Annotated in this window: 14 protein-coding genes; 9 read left to right on the top strand and 5 right to left on the bottom strand. The window is 67.0% G+C overall.

The window, feature by feature from the left end:
* Positions 1–87 precede the first annotated feature (87 nt).
* On the bottom strand, positions 88–2337 hold the full coding sequence (locus tag NCR35_RS18950) for a hybrid sensor histidine kinase/response regulator family protein (RefSeq protein WP_250535634.1): 2250 nt from the start codon (positions 2335–2337) through the stop codon (positions 88–90).
* A gap of 690 nt (positions 2338–3027) precedes the next feature.
* Here NCR35_RS18950 and NCR35_RS18945 point away from each other — a divergent pair.
* The 8 genes from NCR35_RS18945 (at position 3028) to NCR35_RS18910 (ending at position 10624) form a co-directional block, all read left to right on the top strand.
* On the top strand, positions 3028–3396 hold the full coding sequence (locus tag NCR35_RS18945; protein WP_244849645.1) for a response regulator: 369 nt from the start codon (positions 3028–3030) through the stop codon (positions 3394–3396).
* Positions 3389–4012 carry a chemotaxis protein CheC gene (locus NCR35_RS18940; protein ID WP_244849644.1) on the top strand — a complete coding sequence of 208 codons (624 nt, stop codon included), beginning with the start codon at positions 3389–3391 and terminating at the stop codon, positions 4010–4012. The genes NCR35_RS18945 and NCR35_RS18940 overlap by 8 nt, the downstream gene beginning before the upstream one ends.
* 12 nt (positions 4013–4024) lie before the next feature.
* Positions 4025–4966, top strand: a complete 942-nt coding sequence (locus NCR35_RS18935; RefSeq protein WP_250535633.1) for a GGDEF domain-containing protein — start codon at positions 4025–4027, stop codon at positions 4964–4966.
* A gap of 213 nt (positions 4967–5179) precedes the next feature.
* Positions 5180–6028 carry a presqualene diphosphate synthase HpnD gene (gene hpnD / locus NCR35_RS18930; RefSeq protein WP_250535632.1) on the top strand — a complete coding sequence of 283 codons (849 nt, stop codon included), beginning with the start codon at positions 5180–5182 and terminating at the stop codon, positions 6026–6028.
* Positions 6028–7323, top strand: coding sequence for a hydroxysqualene dehydroxylase HpnE (gene hpnE / locus NCR35_RS18925; protein WP_250535631.1), 1296 nt, complete (start codon positions 6028–6030; stop codon positions 7321–7323). Before hpnD ends, hpnE begins: the two co-directional genes overlap by 1 nt.
* Positions 7323–9302 (top strand): squalene--hopene cyclase, encoded by a 1980-nt coding sequence (shc, locus tag NCR35_RS18920; RefSeq protein ID WP_250535630.1) that lies wholly within the window; start codon positions 7323–7325, stop codon positions 9300–9302. Before hpnE ends, shc begins: the two co-directional genes overlap by 1 nt.
* Positions 9299–10030, top strand: a complete 732-nt coding sequence (locus NCR35_RS18915) for a phosphorylase (protein ID WP_502801701.1) — start codon at positions 9299–9301, stop codon at positions 10028–10030. The genes shc and NCR35_RS18915 overlap by 4 nt, the downstream gene beginning before the upstream one ends.
* Positions 10031–10150: 120 nt before the next feature.
* On the top strand, positions 10151–10624 hold the full coding sequence (locus NCR35_RS18910; protein WP_206468935.1) for an acyl-CoA thioesterase: 474 nt from the start codon (positions 10151–10153) through the stop codon (positions 10622–10624).
* A 55-nt stretch (positions 10625–10679) separates the two neighbouring features.
* Here the strand turns inward: NCR35_RS18910 and NCR35_RS18905 are convergent, their stop codons facing one another.
* Positions 10680–11639 (bottom strand): MlaA family lipoprotein, encoded by a 960-nt coding sequence (locus NCR35_RS18905; protein WP_370650709.1) that lies wholly within the window; start codon positions 11637–11639, stop codon positions 10680–10682.
* Positions 11636–14293 carry a hopanoid transporter HpnN gene (gene hpnN, locus NCR35_RS18900; RefSeq protein WP_250535629.1) on the bottom strand — a complete coding sequence of 886 codons (2658 nt, stop codon included), beginning with the start codon at positions 14291–14293 and terminating at the stop codon, positions 11636–11638. The genes NCR35_RS18905 and hpnN overlap by 4 nt, the downstream gene beginning before the upstream one ends.
* A 262-nt stretch (positions 14294–14555) precedes the next feature.
* On the opposite strand from hpnN, the gene NCR35_RS18895 reads away from it, so the two are divergent.
* Entirely contained in the window at positions 14556–15173 is a 618-nt protein-coding gene (locus NCR35_RS18895) for an MlaC/ttg2D family ABC transporter substrate-binding protein (RefSeq protein WP_250535628.1), read from the top strand.
* Between the two features lies 1 nt (position 15174).
* Here NCR35_RS18895 and NCR35_RS18890 read toward each other — a convergent pair whose 3' ends face one another.
* Entirely contained in the window at positions 15175–15813 is a 639-nt protein-coding gene (locus NCR35_RS18890; protein ID WP_250535627.1) for a response regulator, read from the bottom strand.
* Entirely contained in the window at positions 15803–17215 is a 1413-nt protein-coding gene (locus NCR35_RS18885) for a cache domain-containing protein (protein WP_250535626.1), read from the bottom strand. Before NCR35_RS18885 ends, NCR35_RS18890 begins: the two co-directional genes overlap by 11 nt.
* Positions 17216–17226 lie beyond the last annotated feature (11 nt).

The raw sequence follows: 17226 nt of genomic DNA, 5'->3' as shown, positions 1-17226 counted from the left end.
TCTCCTCTCGTTGAGCGGAATCCGCGGATCGGCAACGCCGGGTTGCCGCACATGCGTTTGCTCACGCAACAGTCATGCCGGGGTGTGTTAGCGGTCCTCGGAACGCGCGGCGTGTTTCTCGCGGATGCCGCGCAAGAGCGTATCCAGCAGCGCGATGTCGAACGGCTTGGCGAGCACGCGCGCATCGACCTGGCGCGCGCGGTCGAGTTCTTCGGCATAGCCGGTCACGAGAATGACCGGAATGCGCGGCTCGAACCGCTGCATGCGTTCAGCGAGATCGATGCCGTTGAGTTGCCCGGGCATGTGGATGTCCGAGAGCACGACATCGAACGGGAAGCCCGAGACCGCCATGTTCTCCCGCGCCGCCTGGAGCAGCGTCATGGCGGTGTCGGCGTTGAACACGTACGTTACGCGATGGCCCATCATCGTGAGCAGCGCCTCGGTGCCGGCGGCGACTTCCTCGTTGTCTTCGACGAGCAGCACGCGCAAGCCGTCCGCCTCCTGCGCCGTCGCGGCGGCCTGCTCCGGTTCCGCGTGGGGCGCGTCCGTCGCCGTCGCCTGCGGCAGATAGAGACGCACGGAGGTGCCCGCCCCGATGGCGCTGTCGATGGTCGCGAGCCCGCCCGCACGCTCGCAGAACGCGAACACCTGCGGCAAGCCGAGCCCGGTACCCATGCCTTTCGGCTTCGTCGTGAAAAGCGGCTCGAACGCGCGGGCGAGCACGTCCGCGCTCATGCCGACGCCCGTGTCTTCCAGCGAAATCTGCACGAATTCGCCGATGAGCGGAAAGCCGTCCTCGTGGCGAAAGCGCACGTTGTCCGCACGCACGGTGAAGGTGCCGCCGTTCGGCATCGCGTCGCGCGCGTTCACGGCCACGTTGATGAGCGCGAGTTCCAGCTCGGCCGGGTCGACGCGAATCTTCCACACGTCCGCCGCGACCTCCGAGTGCAGCGCGACCTTCGCTCCGAGCGACGCGCGCAGCAGTTCGCGCTCCGCCGTCACCCATTTGCCGATGGCGATGACCTCACTGCGCAACGGCTGCTTGCGCGCGACGCCGAGCAACTGCCGCGTGAGCGACTGGCCGTTCTTCAACGCGCGCTCTATCGCGGTCAGTTCGCGATCGAGCCCGATTGGGCCGCGCCGCCGCGCAATCTGCACGTTCGTGGACACGATCATCAGCAGATTGTTGAAGTCGTGCGCGACGCTGCCCACGAGATTGCCGAGCGCCTCCATCTTGCGGGCCTGCCGGTACGCGGATTCGATGGAGCGGCGCATCGACGCCTCGGCCTGCCAGCGTTCCCACGCTTCTTCCTCTTTTGCGAGCCGCCGCAGCGACTGCCCGATCACGCCCCACAGCACGATGCACGGTGCGAGGATCGACAGCGCGAGCACGGACAGATTCCGGTACCACTGCGCCCAGATCGTTTCGACGGGAAAGCCGCTCGACACATAGAGCGGATAGTCGCCGACCCGCCGAAACGCGACGATCTTCAACTCGTTGTCGAGCCCCGAGACCATCTTCATCACGCCGTCGTGCGTGCCGGCGCGATACGCCTCGCGCAACGGCGAACTTGCGGCAAGCGCCATCCGGTTGGGCGGCCGCTCCGGATACCACGCGAGCACTTCGCCGTCGGCGCGGGCCAGACCGAGCGAGACGGTCGAGTTGTCGCCGAGCAGTTCGCGATAGAAGTCGTTGAAATACGACGGACGCAGCGCAATCGACACCATGCCGGCGAATCGACCGTCCGGCGTCTTGCGCGCGACGGCCGTGTTGAACACGCGCTCGCCGGCGATCTTGCCGAGCATGAGGCGCGAGATCTGCGCAAGCCGGCTGTCGGCGCGCACCCCTGCGAAGTCCTCCCGCCCGCTCGCCGTGACATCGGGCGTCGGCCAGGCGCGGCTCGTCGCGAGCAACCGGCCGTCTGGACCGAACACCGAGGCCGCCGACACCTGATGGTAGCTGCCGATCAACTGGCTCAGGCGCGTGTGGACGACGCCGTCCTGGCGGCGAATCGCGTCCGCGTCGAGATCGTCGAGCAGATCGACGATGCGTTCGTTCAGCGTGACGTTGAGATCGAAAACCTTGAGCGCGTGCTCTTCCGCGATTCTCGCGTTGCGGGCGACCGCTTCGGAGGCGCTCGCCACGCGAGCACGGTAGTCGGATATCGCGGTGATGGCGACATACACGCACGGAAGCACGACTGCGGCGACCAGCAGCGCGTAGAGCGTCATCCGCTGCGCGGCGAAATTGCGTTCGGGGACGACGGGAAACGGCGGTTCGTCCTGCCGCGGTGCTGCGGCAGGCCCAGCGTCGTGCTCCTCACGTTGCAGCGTCATTTTGGCAGCGAAGTGGAAAACTTTACTCGACCGTTGGCGCGATCGCCCGTTCGATAAATGGTGGACGGGGCGCGCGGGGCGTAATCGCGTAACGCAAGCAGCTTTCATGCCTAATACGAAAACGTCTCATGTCTCCCCGACGAAGTAGCACGCCCGTGCGATCCTCACTTAGCGAGAATATCCGTAGCGCAAACGTACACCGAAGCAACCAGCATCTGATCGCGCGTTAGACGGAAAAAGAACTTCTCAGTCGCCACATAAAACGAGAAACGGTTTCCCCGAGCGGCGCGCCGGCGAGTTGCTTTCGCGCGGATCGGGGCTGACAATGCAATCGTCCGATCAATCTGCCCTCAGAGCGGGTATCGGATACAGATGGTTCGCTACGCGCGCCGCGCGAGCGAGCAATAAAACGAAAAGGCCAAGGTCCGGCGCGGCTCGCCGCCCGGACGACGCACGGGGCAAGGCAACATGACGCCGAACCAGACGCTCGGGTGCGCGCTCGCCGCGTACCGTTCCATCGCGCCAGAGAGCCGCGCCGCGCCGGCGCTGTCTCATTCGCATACGCCCGCCATCGGCGGCCGGCGACGGTCTCCCTAAAGATCTCCGCAGCCGCGCCGTAAACGCCTACGAGAGCATGCCGTGTAGGCCGTGCTTCCCGTCAGCCACGAACGCTCACCGATTCGACCGACCATGCCTTTGCCGATTGTCATTGCCGATGATTCCCTGCTCGCGCGCAAGGTGTTGACGCGCGCACTGCCCGCGGACTGGGACGTCGACATCTCGTACGCGACGAATGGGCGCGAGGCGCTCGCGTTGTATCGCGCGGGCCGCGCATCCGTCATGTTTCTCGATCTGACGATGCCCGACATGACCGGCTATCAGGTCCTCGACGCGCTTCAGCACGAAGACCTGAACACGTTCGTGATCGTCGTTTCCGCCGACGTGCAGCCGCTCGCGCAGGAACGCGTGCGCGCGCTCGGAGCCATTGCGTTCCTGCCGAAGCCCGTGACGCCCGAGGCGCTGCGTCCCGTTTTGAAGGAGTACGGTCTCCATGGTTGAACCCGCCCTCAACGAAGACCAGCGCGACGCGCTGCAGGAAGTCGCCAACATGGCGATGGGTCAGGCCGCCACGCGCCTGTCGAAGCTGCTCGGCACGTTCATCGAACTGTCGGTGCCGCGCGTGCGCGTGGTGAACGTGTCGGAAGCGTCCGCCGCGCTGCGCGAGATGACCGGCATCACCGACGCCGTGACCGCCGTGCGGCAGGGCTTTCGCTCGGACATCAAGGGCGAGGCGATCGTGCTGTGCAAGAGCGGCAGCGTCGATGACCTCTGCGCGCTCGTCGACGATCCGTACACGAAGTCCACCTACGAAGCGACCACGCGCACGGAACTCGTCTTCGACGTGGCGACGGTGCTGATCGGCGCGTGCGTGTCGTGCATTCTGGACCGGCTCGGCCGCGCGCCGATTTTCTCGCCGCCCGGCATGCTCGGCGCGGAACTCGCGCTGGAAGAAGTCTTTCAGCCCGCGATGCTCGCGTGGAAAACGGCGCTCCTGCTCGAAGTCAACTTCGCGCTGGAGGATCACAGCTTCCGCGCGCATCTGGTGATGCTGATGGCCGAAGACGCCATCCAGCATGTGAACGAGGCGCTCGACGCGCTGCTTTCCAGCTTCTGACGCCGCACCGATATGGAAGAACTGCGGCATGTGCTGAGCGAACTGGTGATCGAGCGCGTGGGCTTCGGCATCTTCGTGCTCGACCGCGATCTGAAGGTGCTCATGTGGAACCGCTTCATGGCGGACCACAGCGGCAAGACGGCCGAGCAGGTCACGGGCAAGTCGATTTTCGCGAGCTTTCCCGAACTGCCGCGCGTGTGGCTCACGCGCAAGGTGGAAAGCGTGTTTCAACTCGGCAGCTTCGCGTTCAGTTCGTGGGAGCAGCGGCCGTATCTCTTCAAGTTCGATCACGACCGGCCGATTACCGGCGGCGTCGACTTCATGCAGCAGGACTGCACGTTCATGCCGCTCACGCACGAGCGCGAAGTGCGCGCCGTCTGCGTGACCATTTCCGACGCCACGCACGCGAGCATGATGCAGCGCGCCCGCGACGAAGCGGTGGCCAAGCTGCAGGAGTTCGCCGACCGCGACGGCCTGACCGGAATCGCGAACCGGCGCTATTTCGAACTGCGCATCCGCGACGAATTCTCGCGCTGGCAACGCTACGGCGGCGATCTGTCGATGCTGCTGTTCGATCTGGACCACTTCAAGCGCATCAACGACGAACTCGGGCATCTGGTCGGCGACACGGTGTTGCGCGTGATGGCCGAGCGGGTGGCGGCGACGGTGCGGGTGCAGGATGTGTTCGGGCGCTTCGGCGGCGAGGAATTCGCGCTGCTTCTGCCGTGCACGAACTTCGACGACGCGATGATCGTCGCGGAGAAAGTGCGCCACTCGATCTGCGAGACGCCTATCGACGTGCAGGGCGCGCGCGTGCCGGTGACGGCGAGCGTCGGCGTGGCGTGCGCGCGGCGCGAGGTGACGTCGTCTTACGAGGCGCTCATCAACGAAGCCGACGCCGCGCTGTACGTGGCGAAGCGCGAAGGGCGCAACCGCTCGGTCGGCTTCGCCTGATCGGGGCCGCGCGCGCCGCCGCAAGGCGCAATCGGGCCGAATCATTGGTATACTCCTAGCCGCTTCCGGCGCAGTTCGCAGCCGGCGCGCGCCGGCCGTCTCCTTCGGTCATTCCCTCTTCAGCGCCACGTGGTTCCGCGCGCTCGACGGGATCGTCGGAACCGGCGCCCGATCTCTTAATTTGCCCTTGGGGGCGCCACAGCGGAGTCCGTCTTGGCCGTTTCCAATATCATCGCCGACGAATCCACCACCGAGGCCGCGAAGGCATCGTCGGGCAGTTCGTTCTATCTCGCCATGCGCATCCTTCCGGCTGCGCAGCGGGACGCGATGTACCAGATCTACGCCTTCTGCCGCGCGGTGGACGATATCGCCGACGAAGGCGCGTTGCCGCGCCGCGAACGCGCGCTCGCGCTGGAAAGCTGGCGCGAGGACATCGACGCCTGCTATCGCGGCGCGCCGAAGCGCTCGCTCGAAGCGCTCACCCGCCACATCCACGCTTTCCATCTTTCCCGCGACGACTTTCACGCCGTGATCGACGGCATGGCGATGGACGCCGCCGGCGACATCGTCGCGCCCGACGAAGCCACGCTCGACCTGTATTGCGACCGCGTCGCGAGCGCGGTCGGGCGGCTGTCGGTGAGAATCTTCGGGATGCAGGAAGACGCGGGCCGGCGGCTCGCGCATCACCTCGGGCGCGCGCTGCAACTCACCAACATCCTGCGCGATATCGACGAAGACGCCGCCATCGGCCGCGTCTATCTGCCGCGCGAACTGCTCGCGCGCGAAGGCATCGCGACGAGCAACCCGGCGGCGATCGTCGGCGATGCGCGGCTGCCGCGCGTGTGCGCGGTGCTCGCCGAGCGCGCGAAAGGCCACTACGCGCAGTCCGACGCGATCATGGCGGCGTCGCCGCGCCAGGAAGTGCGCGCGCCGCGCATCATGTCGGCGGCGTATCGCGCCGTGCTCGAGGCGAACCTGAAACGCGGCTTCGACCTGCCGCGCACGCGGGTGCGCACGCCGCGCACGCGCCTGCTCTGGATCGTCGCGCGCAATCTTCTCTGATGTCGCGGACCGTACACGTCGTCGGGGCCGGCCTCGCCGGTCTCGCCGCCGCAGTGCAGGCGCAGCGGCGCGGCGCGCGCGTCGTGCTCCACGAATCGGCGGCTCGCGCCGGGGGCCGCAGCCGCTCGTACTTCGACGCGAAGCTCGGCATGACGGTCGATAACGGCTGTCATCTGCTGCTCTCGGGCGATCACGCCACGCTCGGCTTTCTGCGCGCGATCAGTTCCGCGGATAACGTCGCCGGCCCGACGCAGCCCGACTATCCTTTTTTCGATGCCGCGAGCGGTCAGGCGTGGACCATCCGCATGACGCCGGGACGCTTGCCGCGCTGGATCTTCGACGCCGAGGCGCGTCTGCCCGGCACGCAGCCCGCCGACTATCTGCCCATGCTGCCGCTCTTTTTCGGCAAGCCGGGGCGCACCGTCGAGGAATCGATGCGCGCGCGCGGCCGCGTGTGGGATCGGCTCGCGCGGCCGCTCTTGCGCACGCTGCTCAACGCGGACCCGGCGGAAGCGAGCGCGACGGTCGCCTCGCATCTGCTGCGCGAAACGCTGGCGGCGGGCGGCCAGGCGTGCCGGCCGCTCATCGCGAAGAACGGCGTGGCGCATGCGTTCGTCGAGCCCGCGCTGCGGCTCTTGCAGTACGGCGGCGCGGATATCCGGCTCGGCGCGCGGGCGGCGAACATCGGCTTTTCGGGCACGGATTCGAAGGAACGGGTAAGCTCGCTCGCTTTCGAGGGCGCGGGCGAGCCTGTCGCGCTCGGGCCGGGCGATGGCGTCGTGCTCGCCGTGCCGCCCGACGCGGCGCGCGCGCTCGTGCCGGAAATCGTCGCGCCGGACGAATTCCGCGCGATCGTCACCGTCCACTTTGCGGTGGATGCGCCGATCGGTTCGACCGGTTCAATCGGCGCCGAGCGGCTGACGTTCTTCGTGAACGGCGCGGCGGACTGGCTCTGCGCAGGCGATGGCCGGCTCACGGCGACCATCGTCAGCGCGAACCGGCTGCTTGCGACGCCGCACGAGGACATCGCGGCGGCTGTCTGGCGCGACGTGGCGAAAGCCGTGCGCCTGCCGCCCGTGCCGATGCCGCCGTGGCAGGTCATCGCGGAAGAGCGCGCGACCTTCGCGGCGGTGCCCTCGCAGGAAGGCTTGCGGGCCGCGACGCGCACGCGCTGGCCCAATCTCGCGCTCGCGGGCGACTGGACGGCAACGGACCTCCCCGCGACGATCGAAGGCGCGATCCGCTCCGGCCAGAAGGCCGCGGATGCGCTGTTGAACCCATCGATGGAACGCTGATGAACGATTTATCCCTGTCGGCCGTGGGCGCGCCGGCGTCGAATGCCGCGCTGGACCACGCCGTCACTCACGCCACGGACGCGCTGCTCGCGGCGCAGTTTCCCGAAGGCTACTGGCTCTACGAACTCGAAGCCGACGCAACGATTCCCGCTGAATACGTGCTGCTCGTGCATTACCTCGGCGAGACGGCTGACGACAAGCTCGAAGCGAAGATCGGCCGCTATCTGCGCCGCATTCAGCGCGAAGACGGCGGCTGGCCGCTGTTCACGGACGGCGCGATGGACGTCTCCGCGACCGTGAAGGCGTACTTCGCGCTGAAGATGATCGGCGATTCGCCCGATGCGGAGCACATGCAGCGCGCGCGCCGCGCCATTCTCGCGGCGGGCGGCGCGGAGAAGGTGAACGTCTTCACGCGCATTTTGCTGGCGCTCTTCGGCGTGGTGTCGTGGCGCGCGGTGCCGATGATGCCCGTCGAGATCATGCGGCTGCCGATGTGGTTTCCGTTCCACCTGTCGAAGGTGTCGTACTGGGCGCGCACGGTGATCGTGCCGCTGCTCGTGCTGAACGCGAAGCGGCCGGTGGCGCGCAATCCGCGCGGCGTGCGCATCGACGAAGTCTTCACCGACGCGCCCGTGAACACCGGCATGCCGGAGCGCGCGGGGCATCAGAGCCGCGGCTGGTTCACCTTCTTCCGCATGGTCGATACGGTGCTGCGCGCAACCGACAGCGCCTTCCCGAAAGCTGGCCGCGAGCGCGCGATCGCCGAGGCGGTGCGCTTCGTCGACGAGCGGCTGAACGGCGAAGACGGCCTCGGCGCGATTTTCCCGGCCATGGCGAACGCCGTGATGATGTACGACGTGCTCGGCTATCCGCCCGAGCATCCGAACCGCGCGATCGCGCGGAAGTCGGTCGACAAGCTGCTCGTCATCGACGAAGCGGACAACGGCGAGGCGTACTGCCAGCCGTGTCTGTCGCCCGTTTGGGACACGTCGCTCGCCGCGCACGCGTTGCTCGAAACCGGCATGCCGAAGGCGCGCGCCGCCGTCGCACGCGGGCTCGAATGGCTGCGGCCGTTGCAGATTCTCGACGTGCGCGGCGACTGGATCTCGCGCCGTCCGAACGTGCGGCCAGGCGGCTGGGCGTTCCAGTTCGCGAACCCGCACTACCCGGATGTCGATGACACCGCCGTCGTCGCGATGGCGATGGAACGCGCGGGCCGCGAGAACGGCACGCCGATGTTCGACGAGGCGATTTCCCGCGCGCGCGAATGGGTCGTCGGCATGCAGAGCAGCGACGGCGGCTGGGGCGCGTTCGAACCGGAAAACACCCAGTATTACCTGAACAACATCCCGTTCTCGGACCACGGCGCGCTGCTCGATCCGCCGACCGTTGACGTATCCGCCCGCTGTCTCTCGATGCTCGCGCAACTCGGCGAAACGCCCGCGAACAGCGAGCCGGCGCGTCGCGCGTTCGACTACATCGTGAAGAATCAGGAGCGCGACGGAAGCTGGTACGGGCGCTGGGGCATGAACTACGTGTACGGCACGTGGTCGGCCCTTTGCGCGCTCAACGCGGCGGGCGTCGCGCCAACGGATTCGCGCATGAAGCGCGGCGCGGAATGGCTCATCGGCGTTCAGAACGCGGACGGCGGCTGGGGCGAGGACGGCGAGAGCTACAAGCTCGACTATCGCGGCTACGAACAGGCGCCGAGCACGGCGTCGCAGACGGCGTGGGCGCTGCTCGGGCTGATGGCGGCGGGGCTCGTCGAACATCCGGCGGTCGCGCGAGGCATCGAGTATCTGATCCGGACGCAGCAGGCGCACGGCCTCTGGGACGAAACGCGCTTCACCGCGACAGGCTTTCCGCGCGTGTTCTATCTGCGCTATCACGGCTATCGCAAGTTCTTCCCGTTGTGGGCGCTCGCGCGCTACCGCAACCTGACGCGCGAAGGCGAGACGCGCGTGACGGCGGGCATGTGAACGCGCGCGACGCACGCTCGGCCGCGCTTTCGCGTCCTTTGGTCGGTGCGCCCGTGGTCGCGGTGACGGGCATGGCCTTCGAGGCGAAGATCGTGCGCGGGCGCGGCGTGGATGCCGTGTTCGCCGCGCGCGCCGACTGGCTCGAACGCGCGTTGTCCGATGCGGTCGCGCGCGGCTGCTCGGGCATCATCAGCTTCGGCACGGCGGGCGGGCTCGCGCCGGATCTGGAGCCGGGAACGCTGATCGTCGCAGAGAGCGTGTCCGGCCCGTTCGGCACCTTGCCGACCGATGCCGCGTGGTCGGCGCGCATCGTCGAGGCTTTCGGCGGCTCGCCGCTCGCGCGAATCACACGCTCCGGCCCGATGGCGGCCGTGGCCGCGCCGGTCACGAGCGAGTCCGACAAGCGGTCGCTGCATTCGTCGACGGGCGCGCTCGCTGTCGACATGGAGTCGCATATCGCGGGCGCCATCGCGACGGCGCGCGGCTTGCCGTTCGCGGTGTGTCGCGCGGTGGTCGATCCGGCGTGGCGCACGCTGCCGCCCGCCGCGACGGCTGGCCTGCGCGATGACGGCACGACTGCCATCGGTCCGATCCTGCGCGAACTGGCGCGTCAGCCGTCGCAGATCGGCGCGCTGCTGCGGCTCGCAGGCGATGCGCGCGCCGCCCGCGCGACGCTCGTCCACGCGCGCCATGCGATGGAGAAGGCGCGGGCGCTTTCCTTCGACTAGTCCTGTCCGGTAGGTCTTGCTTTCTGCGGGTTAACCCTCAGCTTGGTTATAATCAGGGAAAACCCTAGGTTGGCTGCGTGAAGTACGCGGTCATCGCAGGAACGTAAGAGGAAGCGCACGATGAATTTTCACACCCGCAAATGGGTCAAGCCCGAAGACCTCAATCCTAACGGCACGTTGTTCGGCGGCAGCCTGCTGCGCTGGATCGACGAGGAAGCCGCCATCTACGCCATCTCACAGCTGGGCAACCAGCGCGTCGTGACCAAGTTCATGTCGGAGATCAACTTCGTCAGTTCGGCGCGGCAGGGCGACATCATCGAACTGGGCATTACGGCGACGAATTTCGGACGCACGTCGATCACGCTGCGCGCGGAAGTGCGCAACAAGATCACGCGCAAGAGCATTCTGACCGTCGAGAAGATGGTGTTCGTCAACCTGAACGAACAGGGCGAACCGGCGCCGCACGGCCGCACGCAGATTCGCTACGCGGACGAGTTGTTCGAAGCGTACCGGCGCGATCAACGCGCGGTGGAAGCGCCGAAGGCATCGACCGATGACATCGGCCGCGAAGAAGCCGCCGAAGCGGCGCATTGAAACAGAAACGGGCGCATGAGCGCCCGTTTCTCTTTGCAGCATTGCCGGCAGCGGCTTATTTGCTTTCCGCCGGATCCTGATACTGAGGCAGGCCCTGCGATTTGCTCGAACTCGGCGACGGCGTCGTGTTCGACTCGCCCGCGCCCGGCGCCGGCGATTTCGGCCCTACGCCACCGGCAGGCGATGCCGCCGCGCCCGGATCGACGTAATTCGGCAGACCTTGCTCCTCGCTGCTGCTGCCCGGCGCGCTCGCGCCTTCGGGCGCGCTCACGCCTTCGTCGCCGTAATCGGGCAGCGACGCGGACGAGCCGCCCGTCAGCAAATATTGGCGGCGCTGCGTGTAGGCATCGCGCACGAACGCGTATTTGTCGAGCGCGGCTTGCGACAGCAGATCGGTCGCCCCGAGTAAATCGGCGCGCGCGCTCACGAAGTTCACGCCGTACAGCGGCCAGCGAAGCTCCGAGTCAGCATAGCTGACCGGATTCACCCGCCAGTCCACGAGCCATGTCGTCGAGTCGCGCACCGAGCTCGGGCCGAGCAGCGGCAGCACGACATACGGCCCCGACGGCACGCCGTAATGGCCGAGCGTCAGGCCGAAGTCCTGATGATGCTTGGGCAAGCCCGCAGGCGATGCAATGTCGATCAGCCCGCCGATGCCGAACACCGAATTCATCGCGATGCGCATCAGATCCTGCGTGGCGTCCGTGATCTTCAGTTGCAGCAGGTTGTTCGCGAAGTTGCTGAAATCGCCCAGGTTCGAGAAGAAGTTGCTGACCGCCGTGCGGAACGGACTCGGCGTCCAGTCCACGTAGAACTGCGCGACCGGACGCGCCACGTAATTGTCGACCGTGTCGTTGAACTTGAAGATGGTCCGGTTCATCGGTTCGAGTGGATCGTGCGGATTGCGGTCCGGACCCGTCGCGCACCCAGCCATCAAAAGCGCGCCCGCGACGGCGAAACTCGTCGCCAGCTTGCGGAGCGCGGCAGCGGCAGGCGCCGCTGGAGCCATTCTCATTCTTCAATTCCTCTTAGATTGTCATGCCGCTGGCTCGCGCGCAGCCTTGCGCGGTCCGCCGCGCGCACCTTGCGCGGTTTGCCCATCAACACGGGCTGAAACACCACGGCGCCGATCAGCGTGCACAGAAGCGAGAGCGCCAGCAGCCGCCCCATGCTCGACGTGCCGGGGTGATGCGAAAACCAGAGACTGCCGAAAGCCGTCGCGGTGGTGGCCGCGCTGAACATCACGGCGTGCGTGAGGCTCGACTGGAGAAGGCGCGTCTGCCCTTGCCGCCACGCCATCACGAAGTAGATCTTGAACGCGACGCCGACGCCCAGCATCAGCGGCAGCGCGATGATATTCGCGAAGTTGAGCGGCATGCGGAAGACGACGCACAACTCCAGCGTCACGATCGCCGAAACGAGCAACGGTACCAAAGTTCGAAGAACGTCGCCGAAACGACGCAGCGCGAGCCACAGCAGCACCGCGATGGCGATGAGCGAATACAACGCGGCATGCTCGAACGCGGCGATGATGACCTGAGCCGAATGGCGCACGGAAATCGGTCCGCCGATGGCATTCGGCTCGACGCGCTGCACCGCGTCCGCGAAGTGCGCGAGCAGCGTGTCGTCGCTCGGATCGACGCCCGGCGGCGTCTTCGGCGACACGTTCACGAGCGCCTGACCGCCCGGCGTCACCCACGACTCGACCATCGCGGGCGGCAGCGTCGCGCGGGTAATCTCCGTCGGCTGCAACAGCGCGCGAAGCTGCTCGAGCGCGAGGCGCAGCGGCTCGGCCATCGCGTGCTCGGCGCGGTCGCGCGTGGCGGCGTCGGCTTGCGCGAGCTTCGCGAGCGTCGCCGACAAATGCTTCGCTTCGGGCGCGCCCTGGCCGGGATGCTCGTCGGCGGCGAGCGAAAGCTGATTCGATACGCGCTTAAGCGTGGCGACCCGCACCGCGTCCGTCACCGGCGACGCCACCGGCTGATTCAGCGCGGGCAGCAGTTGATCGGCGGCGGCCTGAATTAGCTTGAGCTTCGCCGGCTGATCGGCGGGAATGAGCGACGAGAGCGTGGTCGCGCGTTCCACTTCGGGCAGCTTGTCGAGCTTCGCCGCGATGCGGTCCGCGTCCGCCAGCGACGGCGCGAGCACGGCGACGTCGTTCACCGCGGCTTCGGGCGAGTCCTTGAGCGAGATGAGCGTCGCCATCGACTCGGTGCGCGGGTCTTTCAGATGCAGCGGATTGAAGTCGAAGCGCAGGTGCGTGAGCAGCGGCAGCGCGCCGATCACGACGACGAGCGTGCCGATCAGCACTGGCTTGCGATTCCGGTCGAGGAATTCGTCGACGGGCGCGAGCATCGGGAAACCGGGCGCTTTCGGCTCGCCCGGCGGCGCGAACACTTTGATGAGCGCGGGCAAGAGCGTCATGTTGGTCACGTACGCGACGAACATGCCGACGCCCGCGATCAGCCCCAGCTCGGACACGCCGCGATAGGCGGTCGGCAGGAACGAGAAGAAGCTCGCGGCGGTGGCGGTCGCGGCGAGCGTGAGCGGCACGGCCACGTGCCGGGCGGTCTCCGCGAGCGAGACGTCGAGCCGCTTGTGCCGATGCCGCTCCTCCCGATACTTCACGCCGAACTGAATGCCGAAGTCCACGCCGAGCCCGACGAACAGCACCATGAACGCCACCGAGATCATGTTGAGCGCATGGACCATCATCAGGCCGAGCGCCGCCGTCACCGAGAGCCCGACGAAGAGCGTGATGAACACCGCGAGAATCATGCGCTTCGAGCGCAGCGCGACCCAGAGAATCATCAGCACGACGAGGAAAGTGAGCGCGCCGTTGAGCGCGGCGCCGTCCTGCACGGAGGCGAATTCCTCGTCGGCGAGCGGTTGCGCGCCGGTCAGATGCAGCGTCGCGCCGTATCTCTTGTCGAGGCCGATCTTCGCGGCTACCGCGCGGATTTCGTCGGATGTGCCGGCCGCCGCTTTCAGCGCGCTGAAATTGAGTTGCGGCAACACGGTGATAAAGGCGCGGCCGGGCCCGTCGCCGCCCGGACTGGCGACATCGCGCCATGAAAACGCGGCGGGCTGGTTCGCCAACACGCGGTCCAGCACGGTCGCGCTGCGGCCGAGCAGATTGGCCATTTGGCCGAGATTGACCTGACCGAGCATCAACGGCACATTGAGCGTCGTGTTCAGCGTCTGCGCGAGGCCCGTGAGCGTCGGGTCGTGCGCCAGCGTGTTGATGAGCGGGCGCGCCTGCACGAGTTGCTTTGTGACCTGATCGACCTTGTCCGTCGGCAGATAGAGCAGGCCGTTGTGCGCGAAGAATTCGCCGCCTTCCGGCTGCGAGATCGACTTGAAGCGGTCCGGCTCCTTTGCGAGCGCGGCGGCGAGTTCGTTCGCTGCGGCATCGGCGAATTCGGCGGCGGGCGCTTCGACGACGATCAGCAGCGTGGCGCCGCGCTGCGGAAAGGCTTTCTCGATGGCGTCGCCGCGCGCAGCCCATTGCGGTTCGTTTTCGATCAGCTGGCTGACGTCGGTGCTGATCTTGAAGTGGTGAACGACATAAATCGTGGAGAGGATGCCGAGCAGAATCGAAGCGGCGATAATCCACGCCGGCCGGCGAATGGCGAGCGTGACGAAGCGGGTAATGTTGGACGTCAGCATGAAGACGCTACCTGGTGTGACCTGTTATTTTCGCGGACCGCATAGTGCGAGCCGCGTGATGACGCTGCCGCGTTCGCGCGCCGGCTTTCGCTTCGGCGGCTGAACCGCGAGTCCAACGACGGCGGTGATGCCGCGCAAGTATACCGGTCGAAAGAGCGCGGTCGGGCGGCGGTGAACTGTCGGCCCGCTGGTCTGTCGATATACTGGCTCGACGGCCTGACGAGTCCGCGCCGAACAATTGGATCATTAGAGAACGGGTGCCATGAAACGCTATCTGTCTGTCTGCTTCGCTTTTCTCCTCGCCACGCTGTCGTTTTCCGGCGCGGCGGTCGCCCAAACGAGCCCGGAGGCCGTCGTCAAGAGTGCTGTCGAAGGCACCGTCAACGCGATGAAGGCCGACCCGCAAGCGCGCGGCGGCGACATGGCGAAGATCACGCAACTCGTGCAAGCGCGCTTCCTGCCCGCCACGGACTTTCAGCGCACCACGCGCATTGCACTGGGCAAGGCGTGGGCCAGCGCCACGCCCGAGCAGCAAAAGCAGCTCTACGACCAGTTCCAGACGCTGCTCGTGCATACCTACGCGGCTTCGCTCGCGCAACTGCGGGACCAGGACGTGACGTTCCGCTTCGACCCGCCGAACGTGGACGCGAGCGCGAAAGACGCCGTAGTGGAATCGCACGTCGTCTCGACGGGTGGCGACAACCCCGTGCGCTATCGCCTCGGCAAGACGGCCCAGGGCTGGAAAATCTACGACATCGACATGATGGGCGCGTGGCTCATCCAGGTTTATCAACAGCAGTTCGCCGGGCAGCTTCAGAAGGGCGGCGTGGAGGGGCTGATCAAATACCTGGCCGAGCATAACGCGCGTTCGGCCGGCTGACCTAGCCGCGCCGGTTTTCCACGGCGAACTTGATCAGTTCCGCCTGTCCGTCGATGGCGAGCTTGCGCTTCAGATTCAGCCGGTGCGTCTCCACCGTGCGCACCGACAAGCCATGCTGCGTTGCGATCTGCTTGCTCGACAAACCCTGCGCGAGTGCGTCGAGAATGTCGCGTTCGCGCGGCGTCAGACGCTCCAGCGGCGTTTGCATGGCCTGCGCCTGAATCATGCGGGCCGCGAGCCCCGCGCTGAAGAAGGTCTTGCCGGCGAGCACCGCGTCGATCGCCTGAATGATCTCGGCGGCGGGCGAATCCTTGAGCACGTAGCCGCTCGCGCCGGCGCGCACGGCCTGCGTCACGTACTCCACGTTGTCGTGCATCGAGAGCATCAGCACGCGGATAGCGGGGAAGCGTTCGTGGAACCGCGCGGCCAGTTCGATGCCGCTCATGCCCGCCATGCCGACGTCCATCAGCACGAGATCGGGACGCGTGGCTTCGTCGGCGGCGAGCGCGAGCGCCTCGTGCCCGTTGCCCGCTTCGCCGGTGACAGCGAGACGCGGGACGGCTTCGAGCCGCGCGCGCAGGCCGTCGCGCACGAGCGGATGATCGTCGACGAGCAACAGGCGGGCGGGTTCAGGCGTCATCGGAAAGTCCTTGCAGATTCGGGGCGGAGAGCGGCAACGGCACATGCGCCGTGATCGACGTGCGGCCCAGTTGCGACTGAATGGAAAGCGTGCCGCCGAGCGTGTCCAGCCGCTCGCGCATGTTGCGCAGGCCGAGGCCGCTCGCCGGATCGGCCAATACGGACTGCGCATCGAAACCGCGGCCGTTGTCGCTGACGACGAGCCGCACGCCGTTCGGCGCGATATCGAGCGCCAGCGTGGCCCGGCTCGCGTGCGCGTGTCGCGCGATGTTGTTCAGCGCTTCCTGTGCGATGCGAAACAGCACGGTGTTCACCGGATCGGGCAACGCGGACGGCTTGCCGTCCGCCGTCCGTTCGAAGCGTACTTCGATGCCGTCCTGCCCGTCCATTTCGCGCGCGAGCTGTTCCAGCGCGGCGGCGAGGCCGAGGTCGTCGAGCATCGTGGGGCGCAGCGCGTGCGAGATGCGGCGCACTTCGCGCAAGGTCGCCGCGAGGCGCCCGAGACCGGTGGCGAGCGCCGCCTCGGCGGCGGTTTCGCGTGCCGGCGAGCGTTCGAAGCGCGCGAGCGCCGATTCCAGCAGCAGCTTGACGGACACCAGCATCTGACTGATGCCGTCGTGCAGTTCGCGTGAGAGCCGCGCCCGTTCGTGCTCCTGCGATTCGACCACCTGCCGCGCGAGGCGCTTGAGCTTGGCATCCGCGCTGCGATGCTCGCTGATATTGAGCACCGCGCCGCACAGCGCGATCACGCCGAGCGCCGCCAGCGCGATGCCGCCGATCCACATCACCGTTCTGTCGATGTTCGCGGCCGCCTGACCGTCGATGCGCGTAAGCGCCGTCTCCACATCCTCCAGATAAATGCCGGTGCCGATCATCCAGCCCCAGCGTTCGAGCGGCACCACGTAGCCGAGCTTCGGCGCGAGCTGGCCCGTGGACGGCCGCTGCCACACATAGCGCACGTAGCCGCCGCCCTTGGAGGCTTCCCGGATCAACTGCTGGATGGTGAGTTCGCCCGCGGGATCGCGCATGGTCCACAAGTCTCGTCCGACGAGATCCGGCTGGCGTGGATGCATCAGCGATTTGCCGCGCATCGTGTAGACGAAAAAGTAGCCGTCCGGCCCGAAGTCCAGACGATGCAGCGTATCGAGCGCGAGCCGGCGGCGTTCGTCGTCGCTGCGCGTGTCGCCGGGCGGCGCGTCGTAATACGGCGCAATGGCGCTCTGCGCCAGTTCGACGTAATGCCGCAACTCGACTTCCTTGCTCGACATGTACGCCGTTTGCAGCGTCGCGTGCTGGGCGCGGGCGAGCGAGGTCGCCTGATGGCGCACGCCATATTCGATACCGCCGATGGCGAGCGCGAACGGCACGATCGCCAGCACAACAATCTTGGCTTTCAGGTTCATGACGCTGGAAC

Source organism: Caballeronia sp. AZ10_KS36 (assembly GCF_023631105.1).
GTDB lineage: Bacteria > Pseudomonadota > Gammaproteobacteria > Burkholderiales > Burkholderiaceae > Caballeronia.
This window is presented reverse-complemented; position numbering and strand designations above follow the sequence as displayed.

Bases quoted from the DNA above. Each gene is read 5' to 3' on its own strand.
- hpnE (WP_250535631.1), top strand. From the start codon at position 6,028: ATGTCGCGGACCGTACACGTCGTCGGGGCCGGCCTCGCCGGTCTCGCC.
- hpnN (WP_250535629.1), bottom strand. From the start codon at position 14,293: ATGCTGACGTCCAACATTACCCGCTTCGTCACGCTCGCCATTCGCCGG.
- NCR35_RS18950 (WP_250535634.1), bottom strand. From the start codon at position 2,337: ATGACGCTGCAACGTGAGGAGCACGACGCTGGGCCTGCCGCAGCACCG.
- NCR35_RS18935 (WP_250535633.1), top strand. From the start codon at position 4,025: ATGGAAGAACTGCGGCATGTGCTGAGCGAACTGGTGATCGAGCGCGTG.
- NCR35_RS18905 (WP_370650709.1), bottom strand. From the start codon at position 11,639: ATGAGAATGGCTCCAGCGGCGCCTGCCGCTGCCGCGCTCCGCAAGCTG.
- NCR35_RS18895 (WP_250535628.1), top strand. From the start codon at position 14,556: ATGAAACGCTATCTGTCTGTCTGCTTCGCTTTTCTCCTCGCCACGCTG.
- NCR35_RS18910 (WP_206468935.1), top strand. From the start codon at position 10,151: ATGAATTTTCACACCCGCAAATGGGTCAAGCCCGAAGACCTCAATCCT.
- NCR35_RS18940 (WP_244849644.1), top strand. From the start codon at position 3,389: ATGGTTGAACCCGCCCTCAACGAAGACCAGCGCGACGCGCTGCAGGAA.
- NCR35_RS18885 (WP_250535626.1), bottom strand. From the start codon at position 17,215: ATGAACCTGAAAGCCAAGATTGTTGTGCTGGCGATCGTGCCGTTCGCG.
- shc (WP_250535630.1), top strand. From the start codon at position 7,323: ATGAACGATTTATCCCTGTCGGCCGTGGGCGCGCCGGCGTCGAATGCC.
- NCR35_RS18890 (WP_250535627.1), bottom strand. From the start codon at position 15,813: ATGACGCCTGAACCCGCCCGCCTGTTGCTCGTCGACGATCATCCGCTC.
- NCR35_RS18945 (WP_244849645.1), top strand. From the start codon at position 3,028: ATGCCTTTGCCGATTGTCATTGCCGATGATTCCCTGCTCGCGCGCAAG.